The sequence below is a fragment of the Bacteroides sp. D20 genome, from assembly GCF_003436255.1.
GTDB classification, from domain to species: domain Bacteria; phylum Bacteroidota; class Bacteroidia; order Bacteroidales; family Bacteroidaceae; genus Bacteroides; species Bacteroides uniformis.
Genome location: NZ_QSOO01000008.1, coordinates 77,704 through 103,252 on the forward strand (window position 1 = coordinate 77,704; position 25,549 = coordinate 103,252).

General features: G+C 48.0%; 18 protein-coding genes. 11 read left to right on the plus strand and 7 right to left on the minus strand.

Features of this window, described 5'->3' with window-relative positions; translation table 11 throughout:
- Positions 1-199 precede the first annotated feature (199 nt).
- A complete protein-coding gene (locus DXD78_RS10145; protein WP_005832925.1) occupies positions 200-1,543 on the minus strand; it encodes an ATP-binding protein in 1,344 nt (447 codons plus the stop codon).
- A gap of 427 nt (positions 1,544-1,970) precedes the next feature.
- On the opposite strand from DXD78_RS10145, the gene DXD78_RS10150 reads away from it, so the two are divergent.
- The 11 genes from DXD78_RS10150 (at position 1,971) to DXD78_RS10200 (ending at position 15,809) form a co-directional block, all read left to right on the plus strand.
- Complete coding sequence (locus tag DXD78_RS10150; protein WP_117652703.1) at positions 1,971-4,790, plus strand: glycoside hydrolase; 2,820 nt, start codon at positions 1,971-1,973, stop codon at positions 4,788-4,790.
- Between the two features lie 96 nt (positions 4,791-4,886).
- Entirely contained in the window at positions 4,887-6,977 is a 2,091-nt protein-coding gene (locus DXD78_RS10155) for a BT4734/BF3469 family protein (RefSeq protein ID WP_117652704.1), read from the plus strand.
- 64 nt (positions 6,978-7,041) lie between these two features.
- On the plus strand, positions 7,042-7,596 hold the full coding sequence (locus DXD78_RS10160) for a DUF5063 domain-containing protein (RefSeq protein ID WP_008665189.1): 555 nt from the start codon (positions 7,042-7,044) through the stop codon (positions 7,594-7,596).
- A 3-nt stretch (positions 7,597-7,599) separates the two neighbouring features.
- Positions 7,600-8,223, plus strand: coding sequence for a 3'-5' exonuclease (locus DXD78_RS10165; protein ID WP_005826911.1), 624 nt, complete (start codon positions 7,600-7,602; stop codon positions 8,221-8,223).
- A gap of 43 nt (positions 8,224-8,266) precedes the next feature.
- On the plus strand, positions 8,267-9,448 hold the full coding sequence (locus tag DXD78_RS10170; protein ID WP_009038064.1) for a class I SAM-dependent rRNA methyltransferase: 1,182 nt from the start codon (positions 8,267-8,269) through the stop codon (positions 9,446-9,448).
- Positions 9,449-9,762: 314 nt separating this feature from the next.
- Positions 9,763-11,019: a nucleoside permease gene (locus DXD78_RS10175; protein WP_009038063.1), complete on the plus strand. Its 1,257-nt coding sequence runs from the start codon at positions 9,763-9,765 to the stop codon at positions 11,017-11,019.
- 26 nt (positions 11,020-11,045) lie between these two features.
- Complete coding sequence (locus DXD78_RS10180; protein WP_005832936.1) at positions 11,046-11,630, plus strand: bifunctional nuclease family protein; 585 nt, start codon at positions 11,046-11,048, stop codon at positions 11,628-11,630.
- Between the two features lies 1 nt (position 11,631).
- Positions 11,632-12,330: a 16S rRNA (uracil(1498)-N(3))-methyltransferase gene (locus DXD78_RS10185; protein ID WP_009038062.1), complete on the plus strand. Its 699-nt coding sequence runs from the start codon at positions 11,632-11,634 to the stop codon at positions 12,328-12,330.
- Positions 12,331-12,352: 22 nt separating this feature from the next.
- The gene (locus DXD78_RS10190; RefSeq protein WP_005826925.1) at positions 12,353-13,906 is read left to right on the plus strand and encodes a DUF4836 family protein; all 1,554 of its coding nucleotides are present in this window, start codon (positions 12,353-12,355) and stop codon (positions 13,904-13,906) included.
- A gap of 41 nt (positions 13,907-13,947) precedes the next feature.
- Positions 13,948-14,592 carry an ATP-binding cassette domain-containing protein gene (locus tag DXD78_RS10195; protein WP_009038061.1) on the plus strand — a complete coding sequence of 215 codons (645 nt, stop codon included), beginning with the start codon at positions 13,948-13,950 and terminating at the stop codon, positions 14,590-14,592.
- A gap of 11 nt (positions 14,593-14,603) precedes the next feature.
- Positions 14,604-15,809, plus strand: a complete 1,206-nt coding sequence (locus tag DXD78_RS10200) for a hypothetical protein (protein WP_009038060.1) — start codon at positions 14,604-14,606, stop codon at positions 15,807-15,809.
- A gap of 78 nt (positions 15,810-15,887) precedes the next feature.
- Here DXD78_RS10200 and DXD78_RS10205 read toward each other — a convergent pair whose 3' ends face one another.
- From DXD78_RS10205 to DXD78_RS10230, 6 genes are all read right to left on the minus strand, one after another.
- Positions 15,888-17,102, minus strand: coding sequence for a glycoside hydrolase family 88 protein (locus DXD78_RS10205; protein ID WP_009038059.1), 1,215 nt, complete (start codon positions 17,100-17,102; stop codon positions 15,888-15,890).
- A 13-nt stretch (positions 17,103-17,115) separates the two neighbouring features.
- Complete coding sequence (locus DXD78_RS10210) at positions 17,116-18,765, minus strand: glycoside hydrolase 43 family protein (RefSeq protein WP_009038058.1); 1,650 nt, start codon at positions 18,763-18,765, stop codon at positions 17,116-17,118.
- 63 nt (positions 18,766-18,828) lie between these two features.
- Positions 18,829-20,772 carry a glycoside hydrolase family 97 protein gene (locus DXD78_RS10215; RefSeq protein WP_009038057.1) on the minus strand — a complete coding sequence of 648 codons (1,944 nt, stop codon included), beginning with the start codon at positions 20,770-20,772 and terminating at the stop codon, positions 18,829-18,831.
- 61 nt (positions 20,773-20,833) lie between these two features.
- Complete coding sequence (locus DXD78_RS10220) at positions 20,834-21,925, minus strand: serine hydrolase (RefSeq protein ID WP_005832948.1); 1,092 nt, start codon at positions 21,923-21,925, stop codon at positions 20,834-20,836.
- On the minus strand, positions 21,926-23,851 hold the full coding sequence (locus tag DXD78_RS10225) for a glycoside hydrolase family 127 protein (protein ID WP_005832950.1): 1,926 nt from the start codon (positions 23,849-23,851) through the stop codon (positions 21,926-21,928).
- Entirely contained in the window at positions 23,848-25,479 is a 1,632-nt protein-coding gene (locus tag DXD78_RS10230; protein ID WP_005832952.1) for a hypothetical protein, read from the minus strand. Before DXD78_RS10230 ends, DXD78_RS10225 begins: the two co-directional genes overlap by 4 nt.
- Positions 25,480-25,549 lie beyond the last annotated feature (70 nt).

Sequence of the window (25,549 nt, forward strand, 5' to 3'; positions counted from 1 at the left end):
GCTTATCAAAAAAAGATGCGCACAGCTGTGGTTTACCTTCTTCATATTTGTGATACACCTTCTTCACAACTATGAGAAAGACATTCCACGACTGTGCGCAACTACAAACTACAGAGGCAAAGATAATGAAAAGCAGGGGGCTTGGCAAAGGAATGCTAATCTTTTTCAATAGCAAGCATTATTTTCCGAATAGAACACTTTACAGTCCCGATAAATCCACTTTATAAAAAGTCGGAGCAACATTGCTTTTCTCGAAGAACATCGCCATATAGATCGGGGCATAGATAATCTTACCTGCGACGCGCAGATTACCGTTGTTGAACACAACTGCTTCGGAGAAGTCGTATTCCTCGCAATCCATGATGTTGGACAAAGCGCGGTGTGTCTCGTAATCTTTACCTGATTTTACCTCAATAGGCAGTACCTTACCCTCAAGCTCAATAACAAAATCCAATTCACCGCGCTTCTTGTTGTTGTAATAGTAGGGAACAATGCCGTGAGCCACCAACTCCTGCGCTACGGCATTCTCGTAAATTGAACCGAAATTGATGTCCTTATCACCTTTTATAATCCGCATCTGAATGCCCTCGGCATATTGGCTGGCCAGCAGTCCGATATCACTTTGGAAGAGTTTGAACAGATTGCGTGAACGTGCAAGCAGGAGCGGCATTTTCGGCTCCTCCACATTATAGACGGGTAGCGCCACGCCCGCGTTCGTCAGCCATAAAAAACTGTTCTCGACCCGGTCGAACTTTGCGTGCTCATTCAATCGTTTCAGTATGAAGCGTTTGTTTTTAGCGTTTAGCTCAGGGGGAATAAGATTAAAAATCTCCTCGATGTAGAGTTTGTTATTAGGATCATACTGGGCGATGTCACGTTTGTACAGACGAATGATATCCTGCTGCACAGTCATCACCTCTTGCAGGTTGTTACTCTCGAGATATTTGCTCACGACCGCAGGCATACCGCCCACAACAAGATAGAGCCGGAACAGCTCCATAATTTTGCCGTGGACAAACTCATCGACGGCAGTGCGATTCCGCCATGCCTCATGCAATGCCCCGATAACGGCGTCATTTATACCCACACACGAAATAAACTCCTCGAAATCGAGTGGGAACATATCCTTTACACCCATGTAGCCAACCGGTTCCGAGCGCAGGTCTTTCAATTCTACGCCCAGCAACGAACCGCTCAAGATGTAACGATACGAACCGTCATCCACCAGAAACTTAATTGCCGTAACAATATCGGGACATTGCTGTACTTCGTCGAAAAAGACGAGCGTTTCACCCTTGATGAGCGGCACGGAGGTGATTGCCGATAGACGGAGCAGAATATCACCGCTGCTCTTTGCTCCCTTGAACAAATCCACCGCTTCGGGCATCTCGACGAAATTGACTTCAATGAAACTTTTAAACGTCTTACCGAACTGACGAATGGAATATGTCTTACCTATTTGTCGTGCTCCAGTAATAAGCAGGGCGTTACGGTTAGTTTCGTAGTAATTGCGAATGTAATCATCTATCTTTCTTTTTATCATAACCTATTCTTGTTTATTCGATTATTAAATGCAATAATCACACTATGCCTCTTTTCCATTGCAAATATAAAGGATTTATGCCACTTTTCCAAGATTTACGCCTACACAAATTGCCGTTTTTCCAATTTAGTAACAGTATCCAAATGCATGCTTTATATGCCCACCGAAGAGGAACTGCAGAACAAGATTGAAAGACAGAAAAACTTTTACCGGTTGCAGCACACGGAAAAATCAATAGAGTAACGACGTATGGTGAAAAGATTGGTTATAATGACGAACACTCAACAACACTAATATCAAGCATGAAGATAGCAATAAAAAACATCCCGTCACATAATTGGAAACATTTTGTATACAGAGAGACGGGAGCAATGCCCTATATTTGCAACCGGTCAATCAATCACCGGCCATGAAAAACAGGTAGTTTATGAGAAATTTCATTGTATTATGCTTATTGGCATGTCTGGCATCATGTACAGACAAAAAAGAATTCCAGACAATAAGAGAACGAATCGATTTATCAGGAAATTGGAACAGTTCATTAGGGAACTGCACATTGCCCGGTACGACGGATGAAAACAAGTTGGGAGACGGCAGGCATCCCACCAATGTAACCTCCCAGTTGACACGGACTTATCCCTACTCCGGCATCGTAGAATATGAAAAAGATGTTGAAATTCCCGTACAGATGGAAGGGAAACGCCTGATACTCTTCATGGAACGTACAAAGCCCAGTACTCTCTGGATAGACGGGGACAGCGTCGGCACGTTGGGACATATCTATGCACCTCACTGCTATAGCCTGCCGGCCTTGGCACCCGGCAGCCACCATATAAAGATACGCATTGACAATTCCCCCAGCTCCGTACCAGCCGAAATCCAAAGCTCGCATGCCTGGACCGACGGCACACAAACCAACTGGAACGGTATTCTGGGCGACTTCTACATCGAAGCGACCCCACACACCTATCTCAAGCAGGTACAAGTCTACCCATCTGTAAAGGAGAAAAAGGCCCGCATCCATGTAAACATATACAGCGATTCGGAGCAATCGGGCGTAGTGACCCTTTCTGCCAAGACGTGGAACACCCAACAAGAACACCTGTTACCGGACATGGAAAAACAAGTCGGCTTGAGCAAAGGTGAAAATAAGATAGAACTGACGCTCGACATGGGCAACCGGATGCAGACATGGAGCGAATTCCACCCCACACTTTATGCACTGAACGTGTCCCTTGCCACAAACGAGGGTAAAGACAATATAATAACAGATTTCGGTATGCGCGACTTTGCCACCGAAGGTACTCAGTTCACCATAAACGGCTTCAAGACCTTCTTGCGCGGCAAACACGACGCTTGCGTATTCCCACTTACCGGATATGCGCCGATGGATGTAAAGTCCTGGCGAAAAGTTTTTCAGACAGCCAAGAGTTATGGCATCAACTACTACCGTTGCCATTCCTACACCCCGCCCCGCGCCGCTTTTGCCGCTGCCGACATCGAGGGTATCTATTTCCAGGCCGAGTTGCCTTTATGGGGAAGCATTTCACCGGACAACCATCGCCTGAATGACTTCTTGCTGAACGAAGCCTATATGACCCTCGACTACATGGGCAATCACCCCTCATTCACCATGTTGGGACTGGGCAACGAGTTGGGTGGCGACGTTGACCTGATGCGCAATTGGCTGGACGGATTCAGAAAACATGACAACCGCCATCTCTATTCGTTCGGTTCCAACAACTTCCTGGGTTGGGGAGGTGCCATAGACGGTGAAGATTATCTGACAACCTGCCGGGTAGGAGGAGGCGAAGGCTATACAACGCACGTACGCAGTTCGTTTGCCTTTGTCGATGCCGAAAAGGGAGGTATCTTGAACAACACCCGTCCCAATACCCGTGCGGATTATACTGCTGCCATAGCGAAATCTCCCCGACCGGTCATCAGTCACGAAACCGGACAGTTCCAAATTTATCCCGACTACAAGGAGTTGGAGAAATACACCGGCGTATTGCATCCATATAACTTGGAGATATTCCGTGACCGGCTCAATGAAAATGGACTGCAGAACCAGATTGACGCATTCCATCAGGCCACCGGCCGGTTTGCCGTCGAATGCTACAAGGCTGATATTGAATACGGCCTGCGCACTGCCGGTTTAGGTGGATTCCAGATGCTCGACCTTCAAGACTTTCCCGGACAAGGCTCGGCACTGGTAGGCATTCTGGATGCTTTCATGGACAGCAAAGGCATTGTCACTCCCGAAACATTCCGCGGCTTTTGTGCTCCGGTGGTACCGCTGGCGCTTATGGACACCTACTGTTACAGCAACAAAGAAGAGCTGAACATAGGCCTCGCCCTGACAAATTACGAAGAGCAACCATGGTCTGATGCATTATGCTGGCGTCTGGAAAGCCTGAGTGACAGCGTAACTTTTGTTCGCGAAGGCAAAGTCCCCGCCCATGTAGAGCAAGGAAAAGCAATGCAGGTGGGCGAGTTGAAAAGCACCCTTACCGAAATAGACAAGCCTGCCCAATTGCGACTGACACTGACCACCGGGAATTATCATAACTATTATAACTTATGGGTATACCCCGACCGGACACCGGAAAGCGAAGCGGACATCTTCATCTGTCAGTCCTTGGATGACGAGGCGCGAAAGAGACTGAGCCAAGGAGGGAAGATACTGCTTATACCCGACCACAAAGCCATTGAAGAACAGAGTGTAGGCGGACTTTTTACTCCTGACTACTGGAACTATGCCATGTTCAAAAGCATTTCGGAAAACGCCGGCCGCGAAGTTTCGCCGGGCACCCTCTCCTTGCTGATGGACGAGAAACATCCCTTGTTCCGGCAGTTCCCCACCGAGTGCCATAGCAACTGGCAATGGTGGAGCATCGTACGCCATGCCCGCCCCTTTATTCTGAATGCTACGCGCCACGAATACAAGCCGCTTATCCAAGTAGTAGACAATGTGGAACGGAACCACAAGTTAGGCTTGCTGTTCGAATTTGCCGTAGACAACGGTAAGGTATTGGTTTGTATGAGCAATCTCGAAGCAATTCGCCACACTCCGGAAGGAGGTCAGCTGCGCAATGCCATTTTAAGCTATATGAAGTCGGCTGAGTTCTCTCCCACCGAGACGCTGACCTCACAGCAGTTGCAGCACATATTAACAACCGAGGTGAAGAAGCAAGACATTGTCGGCGTGAAAAACCAGTCGGATTACGACGTACAGCCAGAATAAAAAATAAGTATGAGAAGTTTCATCATAATTCCACTTTTCCTCGGCTGTCCCGTCATTTTTCAGTAGCTTTGCAAACTTTAATACAGCAAGCAACTCATGAAACTTACCCTTATACGCACCGCTCGTGAAACCGGCAAAGAGACATTCAGCACATGGCCCAGCGACACCTTGATGGAGAAGATGAAAACCGAGAACAAAGCCGGACACATATCCGCCTTGCGCAGCCTCATTCCCCACATCACCGGAAGCAACGGACACTACCCCTGCATAGACAAACTGCCACGCATCTGCCCTGCCGCAGAATATGCCCGCAGCAAAGAGGGGGAAAGATACCTGAAAACCTACAACGGACTGGTACAGATTGAAGTCAACCACCTGGCCAATGCCGTGGAAGTGGAGCAAGTAAAGCGCCAGGCGGCCCTGCTGCCGCAAACTTTTGCCGCCTTTTGCGGAAGCAGCGGACGAAGCGTAAAAATATGGGTACTGTTTGCCACCCCCGACGGTTCGCGCCCCAGGCAGGAAGAAAAAATCAGGCTGTTTCATACCGCTGCCTACCGGCTCGCCGTAAACTGTTACCAGCCCCTGCTCCCCTACCCCATCACACTGAAAGAACCTGCCGTGGAGCAAAGCTGCCGCATGACGCTCGATGACCGTCCCTATTACAATCCGTCTGCCGTCCCTTTCTGTCTGGAACAGCCTTTGTCCGTGCCCGACGAGCCCACCTTCGGCCAACGGAAACAGACCGAAGCAAACCCGCTGATGCGCATTGCCCCCGGCTATCCGGCCTCCCAAACCTTCTCCATCCTCTTCGAAGCCGCCCTGAACCGTACCTTCGAAGAGCTGGAAAACTGGAAACGGGGCGATGACCTTCGCCCCCTGCTCTACCTGCTTGCCGGGCATTGCTACAAAGCCGGCATTCCCGAAGAAGAGGCAGTACGTCAAGTCATGATGCACTACTACCGCGAAGCGGATGAACAACTGGTGCGCATGACCCTGCACAACCTCTACCGCGAATGCAAAGGCTTCGGCACCCGCAGCAGCATGACCCGCGACCAAATCACCGCCTTCCGCCTGGAAGAATTCATGAACAGACGCTATGAGTTCCGCTGGAACACCGTGCTGGGAGAATTGGAATTCCGCCAACGGGACTCCATACACTTCCATTTCCGCCCTGCCGACCAGCGGGTAAGAAGCAGTATCGGACAGAATGCCCTGAAAGAAGGAATCAGCGTATGGGACAGAGATGTGGCACGCTACCTCAACTCGGACGCCATTCCCTTGTACAACCCCATCGAAGAATATCTGAACAGCACCGGACATTGGGACGGCAAGGACCGTATCCGCGCATTGGCCGACCTCGTCCCCTGCAACAATCCGTACTGGCGGGAACTCTTCTACCGCTGGTTTCTCAGCATGACGGCGCACTGGCAAAACATCGACCGTCAGCATGGAAACAACACGTCTCCCCTACTGGTCGGAGCCCAAGGCTATCGTAAAAGTACCTTCTGCCGCATCCTGCTGCCACCCGAACTGCGCTTCGGATATACCGACAGTATCGACTTCAAAAGCAAGCAGGACGCAGAGCGGAGCCTCGGCCGCTTTTTCCTGATAAACATCGACGAATTCGACCAAATCAGCGTCAATCAGCAAGGTTTTCTAAAGCATCTGCTGCAGAAACCCGTGGCAAACCTGCGCAAGCCTTACGGCACCGCCATCCAGGAAATAAGACGCTACGCCTCCTTTATAGCAACCAGCAACCAGAAAGACCTGCTGACAGACCCCAGCGGCAGCCGCCGTTTCATCTGCATCGAAGTCACCGGCCCCATCCATACCAATGTCACCATCAACTACCGGCAACTCTACGCACAAGCCATGGATGCCATAGCCAAAGGTGAACGCTACTGGCTGGACGATTCCGACGAAGCCATCTTGAAACAGACCAACCGGGAGTTTGAACAGCCCACACCGTTGGAACAGCTCTTCCTCTGCCACTTCCATCCCGCCGAAAATGAAGAGGAAGGAGACTGGATGACCCCTATGGAGATTCTCTCCTTCTTGCAAACCAAGACCAAAGACCGGCTGTCCATCAATAAAGTGGCTCTGTTCGGACGTGCACTCCACAAACTGGGCATCAGCAGCCGCCGGAAGACAAGAGGAACAGAATATCATGTAGTGAAAAAAGAATAATCCTGCCAATTAATTTGCTTCTACTTTCGGTTTGCGCTATCTTTGCGTTTCAAATCAAGAAGATATGAAAAAAGAAAGTCAAGTGATATTCGACCGGAATGCCGTAGAGTTTGTGACCGTAGCCGCCGAGTTTTGTAAGTTTCTGGAACAAGCGGAAGGGGTGAAACGTTCCGCGTTCGTCGATACCTCCTTAAAAATACTTCCGCTGCTCTACCTGAAGGCCTCCATGCTGCCCGAGTGCGAAACCATAGGAGACGAGGCGCCGGAAACATTCGTCACCGAAGAGACCTATGAGGTACTCCGCATGAACCTCGCCAATATCCTGGCCGAGAAAGACGACTACCTGGACGTATTCGTATCCGACATGAAGTATAGTGACCAGCCCATCACCAGGAACATTTCCGAAGACTTGGCCGACATATACCAGGACATCAAGGACTTTATCTTCGTATTCCAGCTGGGTTTCAACGAGACGATGAACGATTCGCTTGCCATCTGCCAGGAAAACTTCCGCCTCCATTGGGGACAGAAGCTTGTCAACACCCTGCGTGCCCTGCACGAGGTGAAGTATGCGCAAGGCGAGGATGAAGAGGAGGAAACCGCAGACTTTGAATATTAAATTATGGTTATCAAAAGAACAATAGATAAAGAAACAGTGAAAGACCTGCCCAAAGCCGCCTTTCCGGGACAGATACATGTCGTACAGACACCATGGGAAGCGGAAAAGGCAGTCGCCTATCTGAAGTCCTGCCCGTTGCTGGGCATAGACAGCGAAACCCGTCCGTCGTTCACAAAAGGACAGATACACAAGGTAGCCCTGCTGCAGATTTCCTCAGAGGAACATTGCTTTCTGTTCCGCCTCAACCTGACGGGACTGACTCTGCCGGTTATCACATTGCTGGAAAACCCAAGCGTAACGAAAGTAGGCCTTTCCTTGCGGGACGACTTCATGATGCTGCACAAACGCGCGCCCTTCGAACAGCATGCCTGCATCGAATTGCAGGAATATGTCCGCGCTTTCGGCATCCAGGACAAAAGCCTGCAGAAGATATACGCCATCCTCTTCGGGGAAAAGATTTCGAAAAGCCAGCGCCTTTCCAACTGGGAAGCCGAAACCTTGACCGAACCGCAGAAACTGTATGCCGCCACCGATGCCTGGGCATGCCTCAACATCTACAACAAGCTGCAAGAACTGAAACGGACAGGAGATTTTGAGATAGAAGCCAATAATAATGTGGTAATGTGATGCACATTATCAGATTACCACATTAATCACATTATATATATATATGTACAAAGTATACCTTAAACCCAATAAAGAGGAGTCATTAAAGCGTTTTCACCCGTGGGTGTTTTCCGGCGCCATCGCACATTTCGACGGAGAGCCCGAAGAAGGGGAAGTTGTTGAAATCTACACGTCCAAAAAGGAATTCATAGCCAAAGGGCATTTTCAGATTGGCAGTATCGCCGTACGCGTACTGACCTTCCGTCAAGAAGAAGAAATCAATGCGGACTTCTGGAAACGCAAACTCAGCATAGCATACGACATGCGCCGCAGTATCGGCATAGCCGGAAACCCGACAAACAACACCTATCGCCTGGTGCACGGGGAGGGAGACAACCTGCCGGGGCTGGTTATCGACATTTATGCCCGTACCGCAGTGATGCAGGCACATTCTGCCGGCATGCACCTCGACCGCATGGCCATTGCCGATGCCCTTACCGAAGTGATGGGCAGCCAGATTGACAATATCTATTACAAATCGGAGACGACCCTTCCCTTCAAGGCCGACCTCTATCCGGAGAATGGTTTCTTGAAAGGCGGCAGCACGGACAATGTAGCCATGGAGTACGGCCTGAAGTTCCACATCGACTGGCTGAAAGGCCAAAAAACCGGTTTCTTCGTAGACCAACGCGAGAACCGTTCGCTACTGGAACGTTATGCCAAAGGCCGCAGCGTACTGAATATGTTCTGCTATACCGGCGGCTTCTCCGTATATGCTATGCGTGGAGACGCCAAACTGGTGCATTCCGTGGACAGCTCCGCCAAAGCCATCGACTTGACCAACAAGAACATCGAACTGAACTTCCCGGGTGACACCCGCCATGCCGCCTATGCAGAAGATGCCTTCAAATACCTTGAACGCATGGGCGACCAATACGACCTGATAGTTCTTGACCCTCCTGCTTTTGCCAAGCACCGCGATGCTCTGCGCAATGCCCTGCAAGGCTACCGCAAACTGAACGTCAAGGCTTTCGAGAAAATCAAGCCCGGCGGCATCCTCTTCACATTCTCGTGTTCGCAAGCCGTCAGCAAAGAAAACTTCCGCACCGCCGTGTTCACAGCCGCTGCCATGTCCGGCCGCAGCGTACGCATCCTGCACCAACTGACGCAACCTGCCGACCACCCGGTCAGCATCTATCATCCGGAAGGGGAATACCTGAAAGGACTGGTTCTATATGTAGAATAAAGGAAAAAGCAGGCTTTGTTAGCCTGCTTTTCTTAAATAGAGTTAATAAAAAGCAGAAATACGCCAAAACAGCATGTTATATAACATAAACCGTGTATATTTGCACTGTGTTTTTCATGGTATTAGATTTAAGGTTAATAAAGATTGGGTGTCTGGGATAGATACCCTTCTTTTTTTATAATACATTCCTTCCCAAAACCCATCCCTCATTAATCTCTTTCGTTGAAGAAAAAGCCGTACAGAACTTGTTTTTCTCCTAGTCTCATTGTACATTTGCATCTATTACATAATTCAAAACATAAAAAGCTAATATTATGAGCATCAAATTCCGACTCACTGCCATGCAATTCCTGCAATTCTTCGTTTGGGGAGCATGGCTGATTTCATTAGGTGGTTACATGGGCGGTACGTTACATTTTGAAGGCGGACAAATCGGAGCAATCTTTGCAACCATGGGTATAGCCTCACTGATAATGCCCGGACTGACCGGTATCATCGCCGACAAATGGATAAACGCCGAACGCCTTTATGGCATACTCCACCTCATCGGTGCCGGTGCTCTGATTTATGCTTCAACTGCCACCACATACAACCACATGTACTGGGCCATGCTGCTCAACATGCTCGTTTACATGCCTACACTATCTCTGGCCAACACCGTATCCTACAATGCATTGGAAAAATATAAGATGGATTTGATAAAAGACTTCCCTCCCATCCGTGTATGGGGAACGGTAGGCTTTATCTGTGCCATGTGGGCTGTGGACCTCACCGGGTTCAAGGCAAGTTCGGCACAGCTCTATGTGGCAGCCATATCGGCAGCCATGCTGGGACTTTATGCTTTCACTTTGCCAGCCTGCCCCCCCATGCGCAGCGAAGGAAAAACGATGCTCTCCGCTTTCGGACTGGACGCACTGGTGCTGTTCAAGCGCAAGAAGATGGCTATCTTCTTCTTGTTCTCCATGCTGCTGGGAGCCGCCCTTCAAATAACAAACACATACGGCGACCTTTTCCTGGGTTCGTTTGCTTCCATACCCGAATATGCAGATTCGTTCGGTGTAAAACACTCCGTCATCCTGCTCTCCATCTCGCAAATGAGTGAGACGCTGTTTATCCTTGCCATCCCCTTCTTCCTGAAACATTTCGGAATCAAGCGTGTTATGTTAATAAGTATGTTTGCATGGGTATTCCGTTTCGGGCTCTTTGCCCTCGGAGACCCGGGAAGCGGACTTTGGATGCTCATTCTCTCGATGATTGTCTACGGCATGGCATTTGACTTTTTCAATGTATCGGGCTCGCTGTTTACAGAAATGGAGGCACATCCCAGTATCCGTGCCAGCGCACAAGGCTTGTTCTTCATGATGACGAACGGTGTGGGAGCCATCATCGGAGGTTATGCCAGCGGAGCCGTGGTGGATGCCTTCTCGGTATATGCCGAAGGCGGAGGACTGGTAAGCCGCGACTGGACACCGGTATGGCTTATCTTTGCAGGATATGCTTTAGTCATTGGTCTGCTATTTGGAATGGTGTTCCGCTATAAACATAATCCGGAAAAAATAGAGAAAAACTGATTGAGAGTCAGGTTGATTTAATAGGTATGAATAAGAAAAAGATAGAACTACAAGTACTAAACATTTCCAACAGCCAGGCGCAAGCGGGTGCCTATGCCCTGGTACTGGGTGAAGTGGGTGGCAAACGCCAGCTTCCGATTATTATAGGTGCCACCGAAGCACAAGCTATGGTCATCGAGATGAAAGGTATTGTACCGCCCCGTCCGCTGACCCATAACCTATTTGCTTCCGTTCTTGAGGTGCTGGGTGTAAAACTGATGCGTATTCTTATCTATAAAGTAGACAACGGAGTATTCTACTCCTACCTTTACATGAAAGCCGAAGAGACTATTCTCCGGATTGATGCCCGTACCAGCGATGCCGTCGCCCTGGCATTGCGCATGAATGCTCCTATCTTTGTCTACGAAGAGATTCTCGAAACAGAATGTCTGAAAACCGGCGAAAGCACCACCGACCCTATGGGAGGCAGCGAGCCGGACAAAGACGAACTGTTGCAGGAAGACACAATAGGCATATTGAAAACAGCCCTGCAGAAAGCAATCGAAGAAGAGGATTACGAACGAGCCGCACAGATAAGAGACCAAATCAACCAACTCAAAAACAATTTGTAACATGCACGTATTCTATACTCCCGACATACAGACCCACGCAGAACTGCCCGAAGAGGAAGCAGCACATGCCGTACGGGTCTTACGCCTGCAAGCAGGCGACGAGGTTATGCTGACAGACGGAAAGGGCTGCTTCTATCGCGCCGAAATCAGTACGGCTACCAACAAACGCTGCCTGGTGAATATTCTGGAAACCCTTCCGCAAGCCCCCTTGTGGAAAGGTCATCTGCACATTGCCATGGCACCTACCAAGAACATGGACCGTACAGAGTGGTTTGCCGAGAAAGCGACGGAAATAGGGTTTGATGAACTGACATTCCTGAACTGCCGTTTCTCGGAACGGAAAGTCATCAAGACGGAGCGCATCTCCAAAATTCTGGTTTCTGCCATCAAGCAGTCGCTCAAGGCACGCCTGCCCCAACTGAATGAAATGACAGACTTCAACAAGTTCATCACACAGCCTTTTCCGGGTCAGAAATTCATCGCCCACTGTTATGAAGGCGAAAAACCGCTTTTGAAGGATATGGTACATCCCGGAGAGGACGCTCTCGTACTAATCGGTCCTGAAGGAGACTTCAGCGAAGAGGAAGTCCGGAAGGCGACGGAAAACGATTTTATCCCCATCAGCTTGGGAAAATCAAGGTTGCGTACAGAGACGGCGGCACTGGTTGCCTGCCACATCCTCAATTTACAGAATCAATGATACTCACTAAAACAAAAACTATATGAAAAAGAACCTATTCTTCCACTTCTCAGTACTGGCAATGCTCATCGTGCTGATAAGCGCTTGTTCGTCCAAAAAGCCAGAATACACCAACGTTATTCCTTCCGATGCCTCGCAAGTCATCGCTGTCAATTTAAAATCATTGGCAGACAAGGCCGGTACCAAAGATAAAGAGACTAAAGAAGCACTGCAAAAGCTGACAGATGCCTTGAAAAGCGATATGAATGCAGCTACTTTCCAACAATTGGAGGCTGTACTGAAAGACCCTGCCAAATCGGGAGTGGACGTCAATGCGCCGATTTATGTCTTCAACGCTCCCTCGTTCCCCTACACCACCATGGTAGCCAAGGTTCAAAGTGAGGATGATTTGCTGAAGCTTCTGGAAGTTACGGAGAAAGAACAGATAATCAGCCATGTGGCAGAAGCGGACGGTTACAGTTTTGCACAAATCAACAAGCGGGCATTGCTCGCTTTCACTCCTACCACGCTTATGGTGGTGAACTACACCGGCACATCGCAACTGGAAAAAGTCAAAGAAGGAATTCCCGCCTTGCTGAAACAGACCGGAGAAAACAGCATCAACAGTAACACCGCTTTCAAGAAAATGCAAAAGCAGGATGGAGACATCAATATGCTCATCTCTCCTTCCAGCCTGCTGAGTGCATACGCCAATCCGCTGAATTACGGAATATCCCACAATATCGACCTGAAAGACTTGAAGATGCTGGGAAGTCTCTCCTTCGAAAAAGGGAAAATAGAACTGAAAGTAGAGAGCTATACCGAGAACACAGAATTGAAAGCACTTTTCGAAAAGCAAATCAAAAGTACTTGTCCCATCGAAAACACGTTCTTGAAGTATTTCCCAAAATCTACCCTGGCGCTATTCAGCATAGGTATCAATGGAGAAGAGTTCTACAATGTGCTGCAAGAGAATGAGCAGTTCCGCAACGATTTCTCCATTACCAAAGCCGCTGAAGTAAAAGACTTGTTCAGTGCTTTCCACAACGACCTGACCATAGGCCTTATCAATGTAACCATGAACAGCAATCCTTCTTTCCTGGCCTATGCCAGCGTAAAGAACGACGCTCCCTTGAAAGCCCTTTATGAGAAAAAGTCCGAACTGGGACTGAAACGCGGCGAAGACATCGTGAAATTGAATGAGAATGAATATGTCTATAAATCACGCGCTATCAACATATTCTTCGGCATACGAGACAAACAGATGTACGCCACCAATGACGAACTGCTGTATAAGAATGCATGCAAGACCGCTGACCCGTCTGCCAAAGAAACGGACTTCGCTTCCAGTTTGAAAGGCAAGCGCACAGCCTTTGTCATCAATGCGGAAGCCGTACTTGACCTGCCCGTTGTAAAAATGCTAGCTGGATTTGGCGGACAAGAGTATAGCACCTATTACTCGCTGCTCGGCAATATCTCGTATCTGGAAGCTGTCGGCAACGAGGACAAGGCAACTGTCACCCTGCAGCTGAAGAACAAGAATGTTAATGCACTGAAACAGATTGTGGACTTTATCAAGCAGTTTGCAGGAATGTAATTTAAGGATTAAGGATTAGAGATTAAGGATTAATACCACTCATGAATAGGATTCACCTACGGCAAACACTACCTCAAGTGTTTGCCGACCGTGATGCCATTACCTCAGACGTATGGCATCGGGACATTACGTTCCACAAAGGGAAACGTTATCTCATAGAAGCCGCTTCGGGCACCGGAAAATCATCGCTTTGCAGCTATGTTTACGGCTACCGCAACGATTATCAGGGAATCATCAACTTTGATGAGCGCAATATCCGTTCACTCTCCGTCAATGACTGGACAGATATACGCAAACACTCCCTCAGCATTCTTTTTCAGGAGTTGCGTATCTTTCCCGAACTTACCGCCATCGAAAACATACAACTGAAGAACCGGCTTACCAACTTCAAAAAAAGGAAAGAAGTCCTTACCCTATTCGAGGCAATCGGCATTGCCGACAAGGTAAACGAAAAAGCCGGGAAGCTATCTTTCGGCCAGCAACAAAGAGTCGCCTTTATCCGCAGCCTCTGCCAGCCTTTCGACTTCATCTTCCTGGATGAACCCGTCAGCCATCTAGATAACGAGAACGGAACAATCATGGGCAGGCTGCTGACAGAAGAAGCCAGCCGCCAAGGAGCGGGAATCATAGTGACTTCCATCGGCAAACATCTGGAATTGGATTATGATGAAATTTATCAATTATAAATGTGGCTAATATGAACCGACTTGTTTGGAAACTTCTCCGCCAGCACATCAGTGTCGGACAGTTGGCAGGCTTTTTCCTCGCCAATCTCTTCGGCATGATGATTGTATTGCTGAGCGTACAATTCTATCGTGATGTCCTTCCCGTTTTTACGGAAGGGGACAGTTTCATGAAGAAGGATTATATCATTGCTACCAAGAAAATCAGTACTTTGGGCAGCTTTGCCGGGAAAAGCAATACCTTCTCCAAAGATGAGATAAAGGACCTGAAAGCCCAACCTTTTACTAAGGGGGTAGGCGCGTTCACTCCTTCCCTGTTCAAGGTTTCTGCCGGACTCGGTATGCAGGAAGCCGGTATCCGTCTGTCAACGGAGATGTTTTTCGAGTCTGTACCCGACGAATATGTGGATGTCAGTCTGGAGAAATGGCATTTTGACGAAGATGCCCGGGTAATCCCCATCATCATTCCGCGCAATTATCTGAACCTCTACAACTTTGGCTTTGCACAAAGCCGGAGTCTGCCGAAACTCTCCGAAGGCTTGATGAGTCTGGTACAGATGGACATCATGATGCGGGGCAACGGACGTGTGGAACAATATGAAGGCAACATTGTAGGATTCTCCAACCGGCTGAATACCATTCTCGTTCCCCAATCCTTCATGGACTGGGCCAACAAGAATTTTGCACCGGAAAAAGAAGCTGAACCGTCCCGACTTATTGTGGAAGTGAAGAATCCTACCGACACAGCCATCACCGACTATTTCCAGCAAAAGAATTACGAAACCGAAGGCAACAATCTGGATGCCGGAAAGACAACTTATTTCCTGCGCCTCATTACGGCTATCGTCGTGGGCGTAGGATTGTTCATCAGCATTCTGTCATTCTACATCCTGATGCTGAGCATCTTCCTGCTTCTCCAAAAGAATACGGTAAAACTGGAAAACCTGCTGCTGATAGGATATAGCCCGACGCGGGTAGCCACGCCTTATTATATACTGACAGTAGGGCTGAATGTACTGGTACTGCTCCTCGCCATCGGCTGCGTGGCATGGGTACGCAGTTACTATATAGAAGTAGTCCAAAACCTCTTCCCGCAACTGGAGAGCGGTTCACTGCTTCCATGCATATTGACCAGCGGTCTGCTGTTTCTGGCAGTATCACTGCTGAACGTACTGGCAATACAACGGAAAGTCAGTAACCTCATCAGGTTAAGAAGATAAAGCCAGGCTCATCGGAAAACAGATAGATAAGTCCCGAAAATCAGGGTATTGCTCCTATCCCAACACTCGAAACAAACTTTATCCGTTTTCCTTTTCATCCAGCTTTTTCAGCCTCAACAATGCCTCCATATAGTAGTAATCAGCATAGATGATAGAGGCATCAATCTCCGACTTGGCAGGCCAGTGTCCGGTAGAGTGCAACAAGAAAGAGGGGTTGCTTTTTCTACTCTGATATTTATCCGAACTAAGACTTTTCAACATCTTTATGGCAGCACCCTTGTACTCCCTCCCCTTTTCACCAGGCAGATAAGTAGAAAGCTCCAATAATGCGGAAGCTACTACTGCGGCAGCCGATGCATCACGTGGAGCATCCGGGATGGCAGGGTCATTAAAATCCCAGTACGGCACATAATCTTCCGGCAAATTCTTGAGATATACATCCGTCACCTTTTGCACAAAATCCAGATAACGGACATCTTTTGTTTCACGATAGACAGTAGTATATCCATAAATTCCCCAAGCCTGCCCACGGGCCCACATTGAATTGTCCGCATATCCCTGATGGGTACATCCCCGGATAAAATCCCCCGTCAGCGTATCGTAAACTGCTACATGACAGGAAGTATAATCCGGACGGAACTGGTACTTCATTGTCTTATCGGCATGAGAGACGGCTATATCTGCCAGATATGGATTACCGCCATTCTTGGCTGCCCAGAACAACATCTCCAGATTAATCAGGTTATCCATAATCGTATTATGCCCACCGAACATCTCCACATTGCGCGGCCACGAAAGGATAGTGCCTACACGGGGATTGAACAAGGTAGCCAATGAATCTGCCGTATTCAGAATCACCTGCTTGTATTCGGGATTATGGGTCAACCGGTACCCGTTTCCATAACTGCAAAAGACCAAAAAGCCCAAATCATGGTCGAAAGCCGGGATTTCGGAAAGGAATTTCAGAGAAGCTGTGAATTTCTCCGCTTCCTCTTTAATCTTTTCATCACCGGTGTACTCGTAATCATACCACAAAATACCCGGCCAGAAGCCGCTGCACCATTCATCTTTCGTAGCCTTGCGATAATTCCAGTCGTACTGGCCATCCAAGATATTACGAGGCATCATCGTATAGTCAATCTTACCTCCCTTTCCACGCATGATGTCCAAAGTACGATGCACCTGACGATTACAATAATCCAGTTCCTTATCAACAATCAACTCCTCTTTTGAAATTGAACAAGCAGCAAGCAAACATAGTCCCAAGCCTGCCAATAGTGTTTTTGTTTTCATTTATCTTATCTTTTTATTTTTCTATGCGAAACCAGTCAGCATCAACCCAACCTCTATCTTTACCGAACGGAGCCGTACTGAACAAACCGACTTTAGCGCCAATCCACTTGCCTTGACGTGCAGTAAACGGTTCACCGGCCGGTTGATATTTCTTTCCATCCAAACTATAATGGAAATGGCAGACCCCATTCTTACCTACCTTTACCCGCAAATAGATGTCCCGTTCATAATTGGGGAACAGTCCGGCTTCAAGCTTCCGGCTTACCGGCAATTCCATCAAACGGGTAGAAGTTTCCTTATTTTGTTGCTCGGCATCTTTGCAGACCACCTGCTTCAGCACGAATCTGTCGCCTTGCTTCTCCACTCCAATGTAACAATAGTCCCATCCCATCACAATCAATCCGGATTGCTGTCCGTCAGCTTTAGCCACCACCTTCAACTTGGTCGTGGCAGCAAACTCTTCTGCCGGAAACTTTTGCAACAACAGATTCGGCACTTCCCAGAAATTCACGAAGTCCTCGGACAGCACATGCCCATAGATACGCATATACCCCAAATCGGAAGTAAAACCAAAAGCATCCTGATAATTGGCATGCCATTCCCATTGCAGCCCCAACCGGCGGGAATTGAACTCATCACTCTCTGCCGGAGTCTCTACCGGATATGTCTTCCCGACATTCGGTTTCCGATACCGTCTTACCGGTTCTCCGCAACCGTCACCGTCCTTATCTTCACCAATGACAGGCCAACCCTCCGTCCACTTCACCGGATTAAGATGAATGACCCGCCCATACATTGCTTTATCCTGAAAATGTACAAACCAGGATTCACCGGAATTCGTCTCTACCCAAGCGCCCTGATGCGGGCCGTTGATGTCCGTACTTCCTTGCGCCATCACCCTCTTCACTTCGTAAGGGCCATAAACATTCTTTGAACGGAGTGCCAGTTGCCAACCGGTAACCACCCCACCGGCAGGGGCCAATATATAATAATACCCATTGCGTTTGTAGAATTTGGGGCCTTCCACCGTATGGTTCACCCCGTCATTGCCATCAAATACCAACACCGGTTCGCTGATGACTTTGGTTCCTTCCGGATTCATTTCGCATACCGTGACGACACTGTTGAAAGCTGCACGGCTTCCGGCCCACGCATGAACCAGATAGACCTTCCCGTCTTCATCCCACAAAGGCGTAGGGTCTATCATGCCTTTTCCGGCCTTTACCAATACCGGTTTATCCCATTCACCTTGCGGGTCTTTAGCCTTCACCATAAAAATGCCGAAATCCGGATCTCCCCAATAAATATAGAACTCACCGTTATGGTAACGTATGGAAGGAGCCCACACGCCCTTTCCATGCTGAGGCTTGTTATAGAATTCTTCCGGTTCGATAGTTTTCAACGCGTAGTTTACCAGTTTCCAATTCACCAAATCCTTGGAATGGAGAATGGGCAACCCCGGAGTACAATTAAAGCTGGAAGCGGTCATATAAAAATCATCTCCCACCGCACACACATCCGGATCGGAATAGTCGGCATGCAGAACAGGATTCATATACGTCCCATCCTTCCGGTCGGCAACCCAAACTTTGGAAACGGACTGTCCACATACAGCCTGACAAAATGCAAGTACTCCAAACAGTATAAAAAACATCTTTACCATAACAACACCTTCTTTGAATAATCTATCATCTATACGTTCAAAGGGAGAATTACACCCAAACCTTTATAATATTTTTCCTTTATATTTTTTAAATCCCTTCGCCTCTTTCGCCTCCACCGGTACAAAACGAACCGCAGCACCGCCACTGGGCTTCAGGTCAAACTTCATCGTCATGGAAGCATCCACCAATAAATAACTGCATTCCACCTGCGTGCGTGTCTTCACCTTTTCGCCGCCATCGGTATAGACAGAAGCAAGATAGACTTTATTCTTATCCAAGAAATCCAAAGGAATTTCTTCTTCGGAACCTTCATTATTGGTCATCGCCCCCAAGAACCATTCCTGCCCTTTACGACGGGCCATCGTTATGTTTTTGCCGGGAGCGCCATCCAATACTTTCGTATCGTCGAATACAGTTTGCAAGTTCTCAAACCATTCCATTTCCGGTTCTCCGTGATAGAACGACGGTTTGTCATACCAGAAGATAGTTTGCAGCGGACTGTAGAACACGAGCGATGCTGCCAGTTGGTGGGCATGAGTCGTTTTCAGCCGTTTGTCGAAATAACAGATCGTATAGTCGGCTGCACCGTTTATCATGCGAGTGAAGGGAAGCGTGACATTATGAGTTGCATCGGGAAACTCTTCGTTTCCGCAAATACCTTCCTGAGTCAATAAATTCGGATAAGTACGACTGAAGCCTGAAGGGCGATACTCATCATGGATATTCATCAGCAGATGGTTCTCTGCTGCCAAGCGGACCATGTCGTGCAACCAGGTAGCCCAGCGATGGCTGGCGTATTGTACGAAACCGGATTTCACTCCGACAATTCCCCATTGGCGTAGCAATGGGAAGAGTTCACGCATTTGTTTCATGAGTGCATGCTGGTTGACGTACACCCAGATGCCAACTCCTTTCTCCTTACCGTATGCTACTACGCGGGGCATATCCAGTTTGTCAACCACTTTTGTAGCATCCCCGTCATGTGAAGTACAGGGCATATACCATTGCCAGTCGAAAAGCATATACGGAATATGATGTGCTGCACAGAAGTCGATGGTAGCAATAGCCCCTTCGGTGGTGATAGTCGTTTCGCGCATAATCTTGCCCGGTTTCACCCATGCGGCAGCATCGGCAATTTCGCACGGCGGATTCAGATTCTGGATGATATCATTGTGTTCCAGCAATTCACCCGGTTTGTCGGCTGCCATGACTATCTTCCAAGGAGTGGCATAATAGGTCACCACATCTACGGGGCTATACATTACAGAAGTCAACGTGTTCTTCTTATCGGTGGAGACGAGGTATTTGGTCAGGCACCAGTCGTCTACATCCGCATCTGCCAGTGCGGCCCATTTGCCATTCGGGAGTTCAAACGTAAGGGTACGTTCCACCGGATGTTTGATATCATCGATATTCAGGCGTTCGAAGAAAGCCTGTGCCCATTGTTCAGTCCATGCTTTTGTGCCTGCCGGTAAGGCGTATTCTGTGAGATCACCTACTACTTTATGAAAGATAGCCTTCGGATGTTCCGGGAAGAAATAGCGGAAAGCCACTCCTTCATTATAGGCACGTACCTCTATATTGAGCCGATAACCGGAGTTGTCTTTCTTGGAGAGACAAAGGGTGCCGGCCCGGTAATGATCGCGTACACTGCTACGCTCACCGTAAAGCGGCTGCCAGGTGAGGTTTGTTTCGAGCTGGTAAGTCACGGAGTCCACTTCCAGATTGTCCATCCAGCAGGCAGGCTGTTTCAGATTTCGAACTCCCAAAGCCATTTCCCATATCCGGTTGTCCAGTTCCAACCCGGCACGCGACTCATTGACTACGGGTTGTGATTTGTAATCTACCCGATAACAAAGTTCGTTTACCGCAGGTGAAACCTGCTTTTGGTAAAATACTATTTCATGTGTTCCGTCAGGAGATGCCAGCTTCAGTTCCTTGCCATTGTCCGCAAAAAGGGAAGAAGCGAGAGCTAACATAATAATTGTTGAGCCGATAGTCTTCATATCCTCGTATTTATTGTTTTTATATAAATACGATTTAAGATATGGGGATACTCAATGTATTCTATCTTTTTAGGGAAATAATGTTCGAGACAGTTTGTGAAATGACGGGACTTCCATAAAATGACGAGAAACCATCTTCCTTTTGTGAACTTCCCTGTACATGGGCTATGAAGAATCCATATACCCGGCCCTGTTTATTGATCCATGGATAGGCGCCGGCCCAACCCGGTGAACTGATCTGATAGGCTTCTCCTGTTGCTTCATCAATGAGTTCCCTCCATTCTCCCAAACCGTATATACCGGTATGATATTTTTTCAGTGCACGTTCTACGTATTCACCCGGGTGAACTTCCGCATTTCCCACCTGGTCTGCCTGCATTTCATGTATGGTTTCGGGTTTCAGTATTTGCTTTTCTTCAAATACGCCATTGTGGTAGATCATATCAAGAAAACGCATGTAGTCGTGCAAAGTGGTACAGAGACCTCCACCCAGCATGGGAGCGTGTCCGCCATCCGTATTCACGGGCGTGAAGTGAGAGCTTTTCATTCCTAAAGGTCGGGCAATTAATTTCTGGAATAATTCCTCAAATTCTTTATTCATCGCTTTTTCTGCCATCCGGCCGGCTATCTGCATGGCAAGTCCGCCATATTCAAAACGAGTGCCGGGAGTGAAAACCGTGTCAAGTGGAAGAATCTCCATGACTGCCGAATCCAGCTGATTGTAATTGTCTACGCGTGGTTCCGGCAGGTAAGGGCGAACGCCTGATGTGTGCGAAAGCAACTGACGTAAAGTAATCATTCCTTTTACGTCGTTTTTAAATTCAGGAATCCATTTCTTTACATTATCATTCCAATCCAAATCGGTACGGTCTACTACCGCTCCGATGACTGCAGCTGCCACCCATTTTCCGGCAGAGGCTACATAGACTTTGGTATCGGGAGTGAATTCTTTATAGTTTTTCCAAAAGATAATGCTGTCATCTCTAACTACGCAAATGGCTGCACCGGGATAATACTCTTTGTCTATCCAACCGGTAATAATGGAATCGAGTGGTGCAAAATTATAAACCGCCTGCCTATTACTGGCAGGGCGGCATGACAGGAATAAAAGATAAATTCCCCAAAGAGAAACTGTAAGAAGATTCTTTTTCATCTACTTTGTTTTTAAATCCCAATATATAACATAACGTTGATGGTGCACATCGTACAGAGGTTTCAATATAGTACCTTCCGCATTTTTGAATTCCAGTCCTTTACCTGTACGTTGCAGGTTGCGTTCCGGATGTTTTAAGTCTACTTGCAATGTCGTATTCAATCCTGCCGGGATATGATAATCGTAAGTATAATAATCATTGTATAATGCCGGATCAGAGAATGGTGCCGGAGTTTGCATACCTTCTGTTCCCAATTCGCCGGCCAATACCAGCGGTCCGTATAGCAGAGCTCCCTTTTGAGGATTATCAGAAGTGGTTTCCAGCTGCAGGCTCATCGGATAATTGGCTTCAATGCGATCACCGTCTTTCCACTGGCGGGTTACAGCAATGTATGATCCCGGTTTCTGCTTTACCGATACTTTTTTCCCGTTGACGTTTACTTTCACGCCTTCACTCCATGAGGGATAGCGCAGATAAATCGTAGTGGTGACAGGTTTGTCTGTTTGGATGGTCAATGTAGTGTTTTCTTCTGCTGGGAAACCTGTTTCCTGACGCAGAGTTATTCCTTTTGCTTTCCAGTTTACTTCTGACGGAATAAAGAGATTCACGTAAATTCCTTTTTCATTGTGACAATAGATAGCTTCTCCGTATTTGGCATGACTTTCAAAACCACTGCCTACACAACACCAAAAGGAATTCTCCCGGGTACTATAAACTTTGTGAGAGCCGGAGAGTAAGGGCAAGAAATAGGATACCATTCCCGTTTCAGGATCTTGTTGTCCAAGAATATGATTATAGAGTGCACGTTCGTAGTAATCGGCAACTTTGGCATCTCCCGTCCAGCAGAACAGGTGACGGCTTAGTTTCAGCATATTGTACGTACAACAAGTCTCACCGGTATATCCGGTCAGATGTTTGGATAATTGTTGTGGATCGAAATAATGCTCTTTATCACTACTGCATCCCGGTGCAAAGGTATGGTGGTCTATCATGGTATGCCAAAAGAAATCTGTCAGTTTCCGACTGTCGTTATCCTGCGTCAGCTCGTAGTTGCGTGCTTCGGCAAGAACTTTTGGAATAAAGGTATTCGTGTGCTTGGTACCTAAATCATCGCGTTGTTCTTTCAGCGGATCTATCACATCATTGTGATAGAAGAATTCGGCAAGCCATTGATAACGCTCGTCGCCGGTGATGGCATAAAGATTATAAAAAGATTCGTTCACACCGCCGAACTCATTCCGTATCATCCTTTTCCGGGTGGCTTCATCCAGTGGTTTAAGTTTATTATAAGCCCAGTCGCCCATGCGGGTCACAACTTCCAATGCCGGTTTGTTATCTGCATAGAGGTATTGGTCAATCAATCCGGAGAAGAGTTTGTGCAGTGTATACCAGGGTGCCCATACACTTGTCCCACGTATGTTCCGATTAATCAATTCTTCCGGATATGCACTGAGATATCCGTTTCCCAAAGCCGCCTGTACCTCTGCCAGACCTGTAACAAGGCTGTCGCCCTTCAACTTGAATATTTCACTTCCGGTAGATGCGTACATGAGCGCATAGGCTGATAGTAAATGCCCTGTTGTGTGTCCGCGCAGTTCACAGTCCAGCGATTCCCAACCACCCAGTTTCTTTACGGTCATATATCCGCCTTCACGCCCGGCAAATACTCCGGCATTGTTGCGGAAACCGTGCAGCAAACGATTGGTTGCTATGGAAGTCATCCAAGCGGAATCACGCATCATATTGTCGCGAAAGCGGCTTGGCAATAAACGCACGTCCTTTAAGTCGAAACTTTCTACCTGCATCGGTGCGGTCGTCACTTTTTTCATTTTTCCGGCATGCTGTCCGGGATAAACGGATTGGGCGGAAAGACCGGTTGATAGAGCCGCACAAATTGTCATTAGGATTAAACTCTTATTTCTCATAACCTTTTTATTAATTCTTTCTTTATATAAAAACTACGTTCCACCGGCTCGGCCGTCTGCACCTTACCTGCAACGCCGTATTGCCAGGCAACTACCGTCACTTTTACCGGAAATTTGCTGCGAGGAGGAATAGGAGTGAATACAATTTGGTCTCCTTCTATCTCGGCCGGACCTTCTTTGATGTAGTAAGAGACCGGCAGTCCGCAATCACTTGTGGCTTTTAAAGATAGAGACCCGCTTCCTGTTTCCACATCGGGCAGTCCCGGAAACAGTATATGCTGCCTTTCTCCTGCCGTATTCCGGTAGGGGATGCGGATACTGACTTCCTGAACGGCACTTTTATACCTCCGGTCTCCTGTCTGGCTTGCCAGCAGGCATATATCACCGGTGCGGCGTGGGTTATCCATACCCATCCGATAGAAAGATACCTTAAATGTCGTGTCATTTACCTTTTCTACCGGTCCGCAGATGCGACTGATTGTCGGCGTTGCATCTGCGTGTTCGTCAGACAGTTTCGTTCTCAGGGAATCCGTACATACGGCTTTCAGATGGAAAGTAATTCCATCGGCTTTCGGATTGAAGCGAGGCTGTACACGTACATGCTGTTTCTTGTCGTATGCCAGCAGACTGCCGCTTTGTTCAAATCCCAGATACTGTTCTTCCTTACCGCGACTTTGCACATACCGTGCTTCAGTCGCTTCTGCCATTTCACGGTCAAAATACCAGAAAGCGTCATGCACATCGCCTTTATATTGTGAGTAGAAAGCAGCTTTGGCTCGTTTCTTCTGATTGGGATGCCAGCGTTCTGCCAGCCAGCCTTTGGTCGGGTTTATCGGATTCAGTTTTACTTTACCGTCTTTCGTCACTTCATCCGTCAGTCGCAGGCAGACAGCCTTTTCCAGAAACAGAGCGATGTATGCGGCTGTTTCATCTGCCACATCAAAATGTCCCCGTCCTGCATCACACAGAAACGAAATGCAACTTTCAGGATACATCATGCGGAAAGCCAGTGCCGGATTTACCCGGGCTTCCCACCATTCATATTCTCCTTCAATCATCAGTCCGGGTATCCCGTTGATATTACGGGTACGTCCCCATTCCAGATTCTCACGCCCGTAGCCGGTCAAGTTCGTACGCGGAGCATCGCCGTGCAGGGAGATGACGGCCAAGGTACGTTCCGCATTCCATGCGGCAAAGTTCCAGGGATAAGTAGCCATGGCCGAATGGCCTATGGGCACGATAGGGACATTTTTCAGTTCGCTATATCCGCTGACGTCTGCCAAGTCGGCCATCATTTTCTCGAATATCCGTTGTGTGCCTTTCGATACATCCCATTGCTGGTCGATGCCGGGTGTTATCCATACAAAGCCGATTCCCAGCTTCTGCATCTTCTCGCGGAAAAGGGGATTGTCAAAAAGAGTTTCTTCGCTCATATTGTGTTGTCCTACAAGAATTGCTTTCACCTGCATACAGTCGGCGGGTATCCACAAGAAAGCCGTAGGATTCCGGTTCGTTTCGTTGGAGACGAATCCGTCAAGAGTCACAGACCATTGCCACTCTCCTGCCCGCAGGCAGGGAGAGAAGTAAAGCAAGAGGATTATTGAAAAAAGCAGTCTATATCTATTCATGGTTCTTTGGTTTTAGAGCCTGTTCAAATTTTATTCAGCATTATTTTGAGAGTTCTTTCTGAGGATGTTT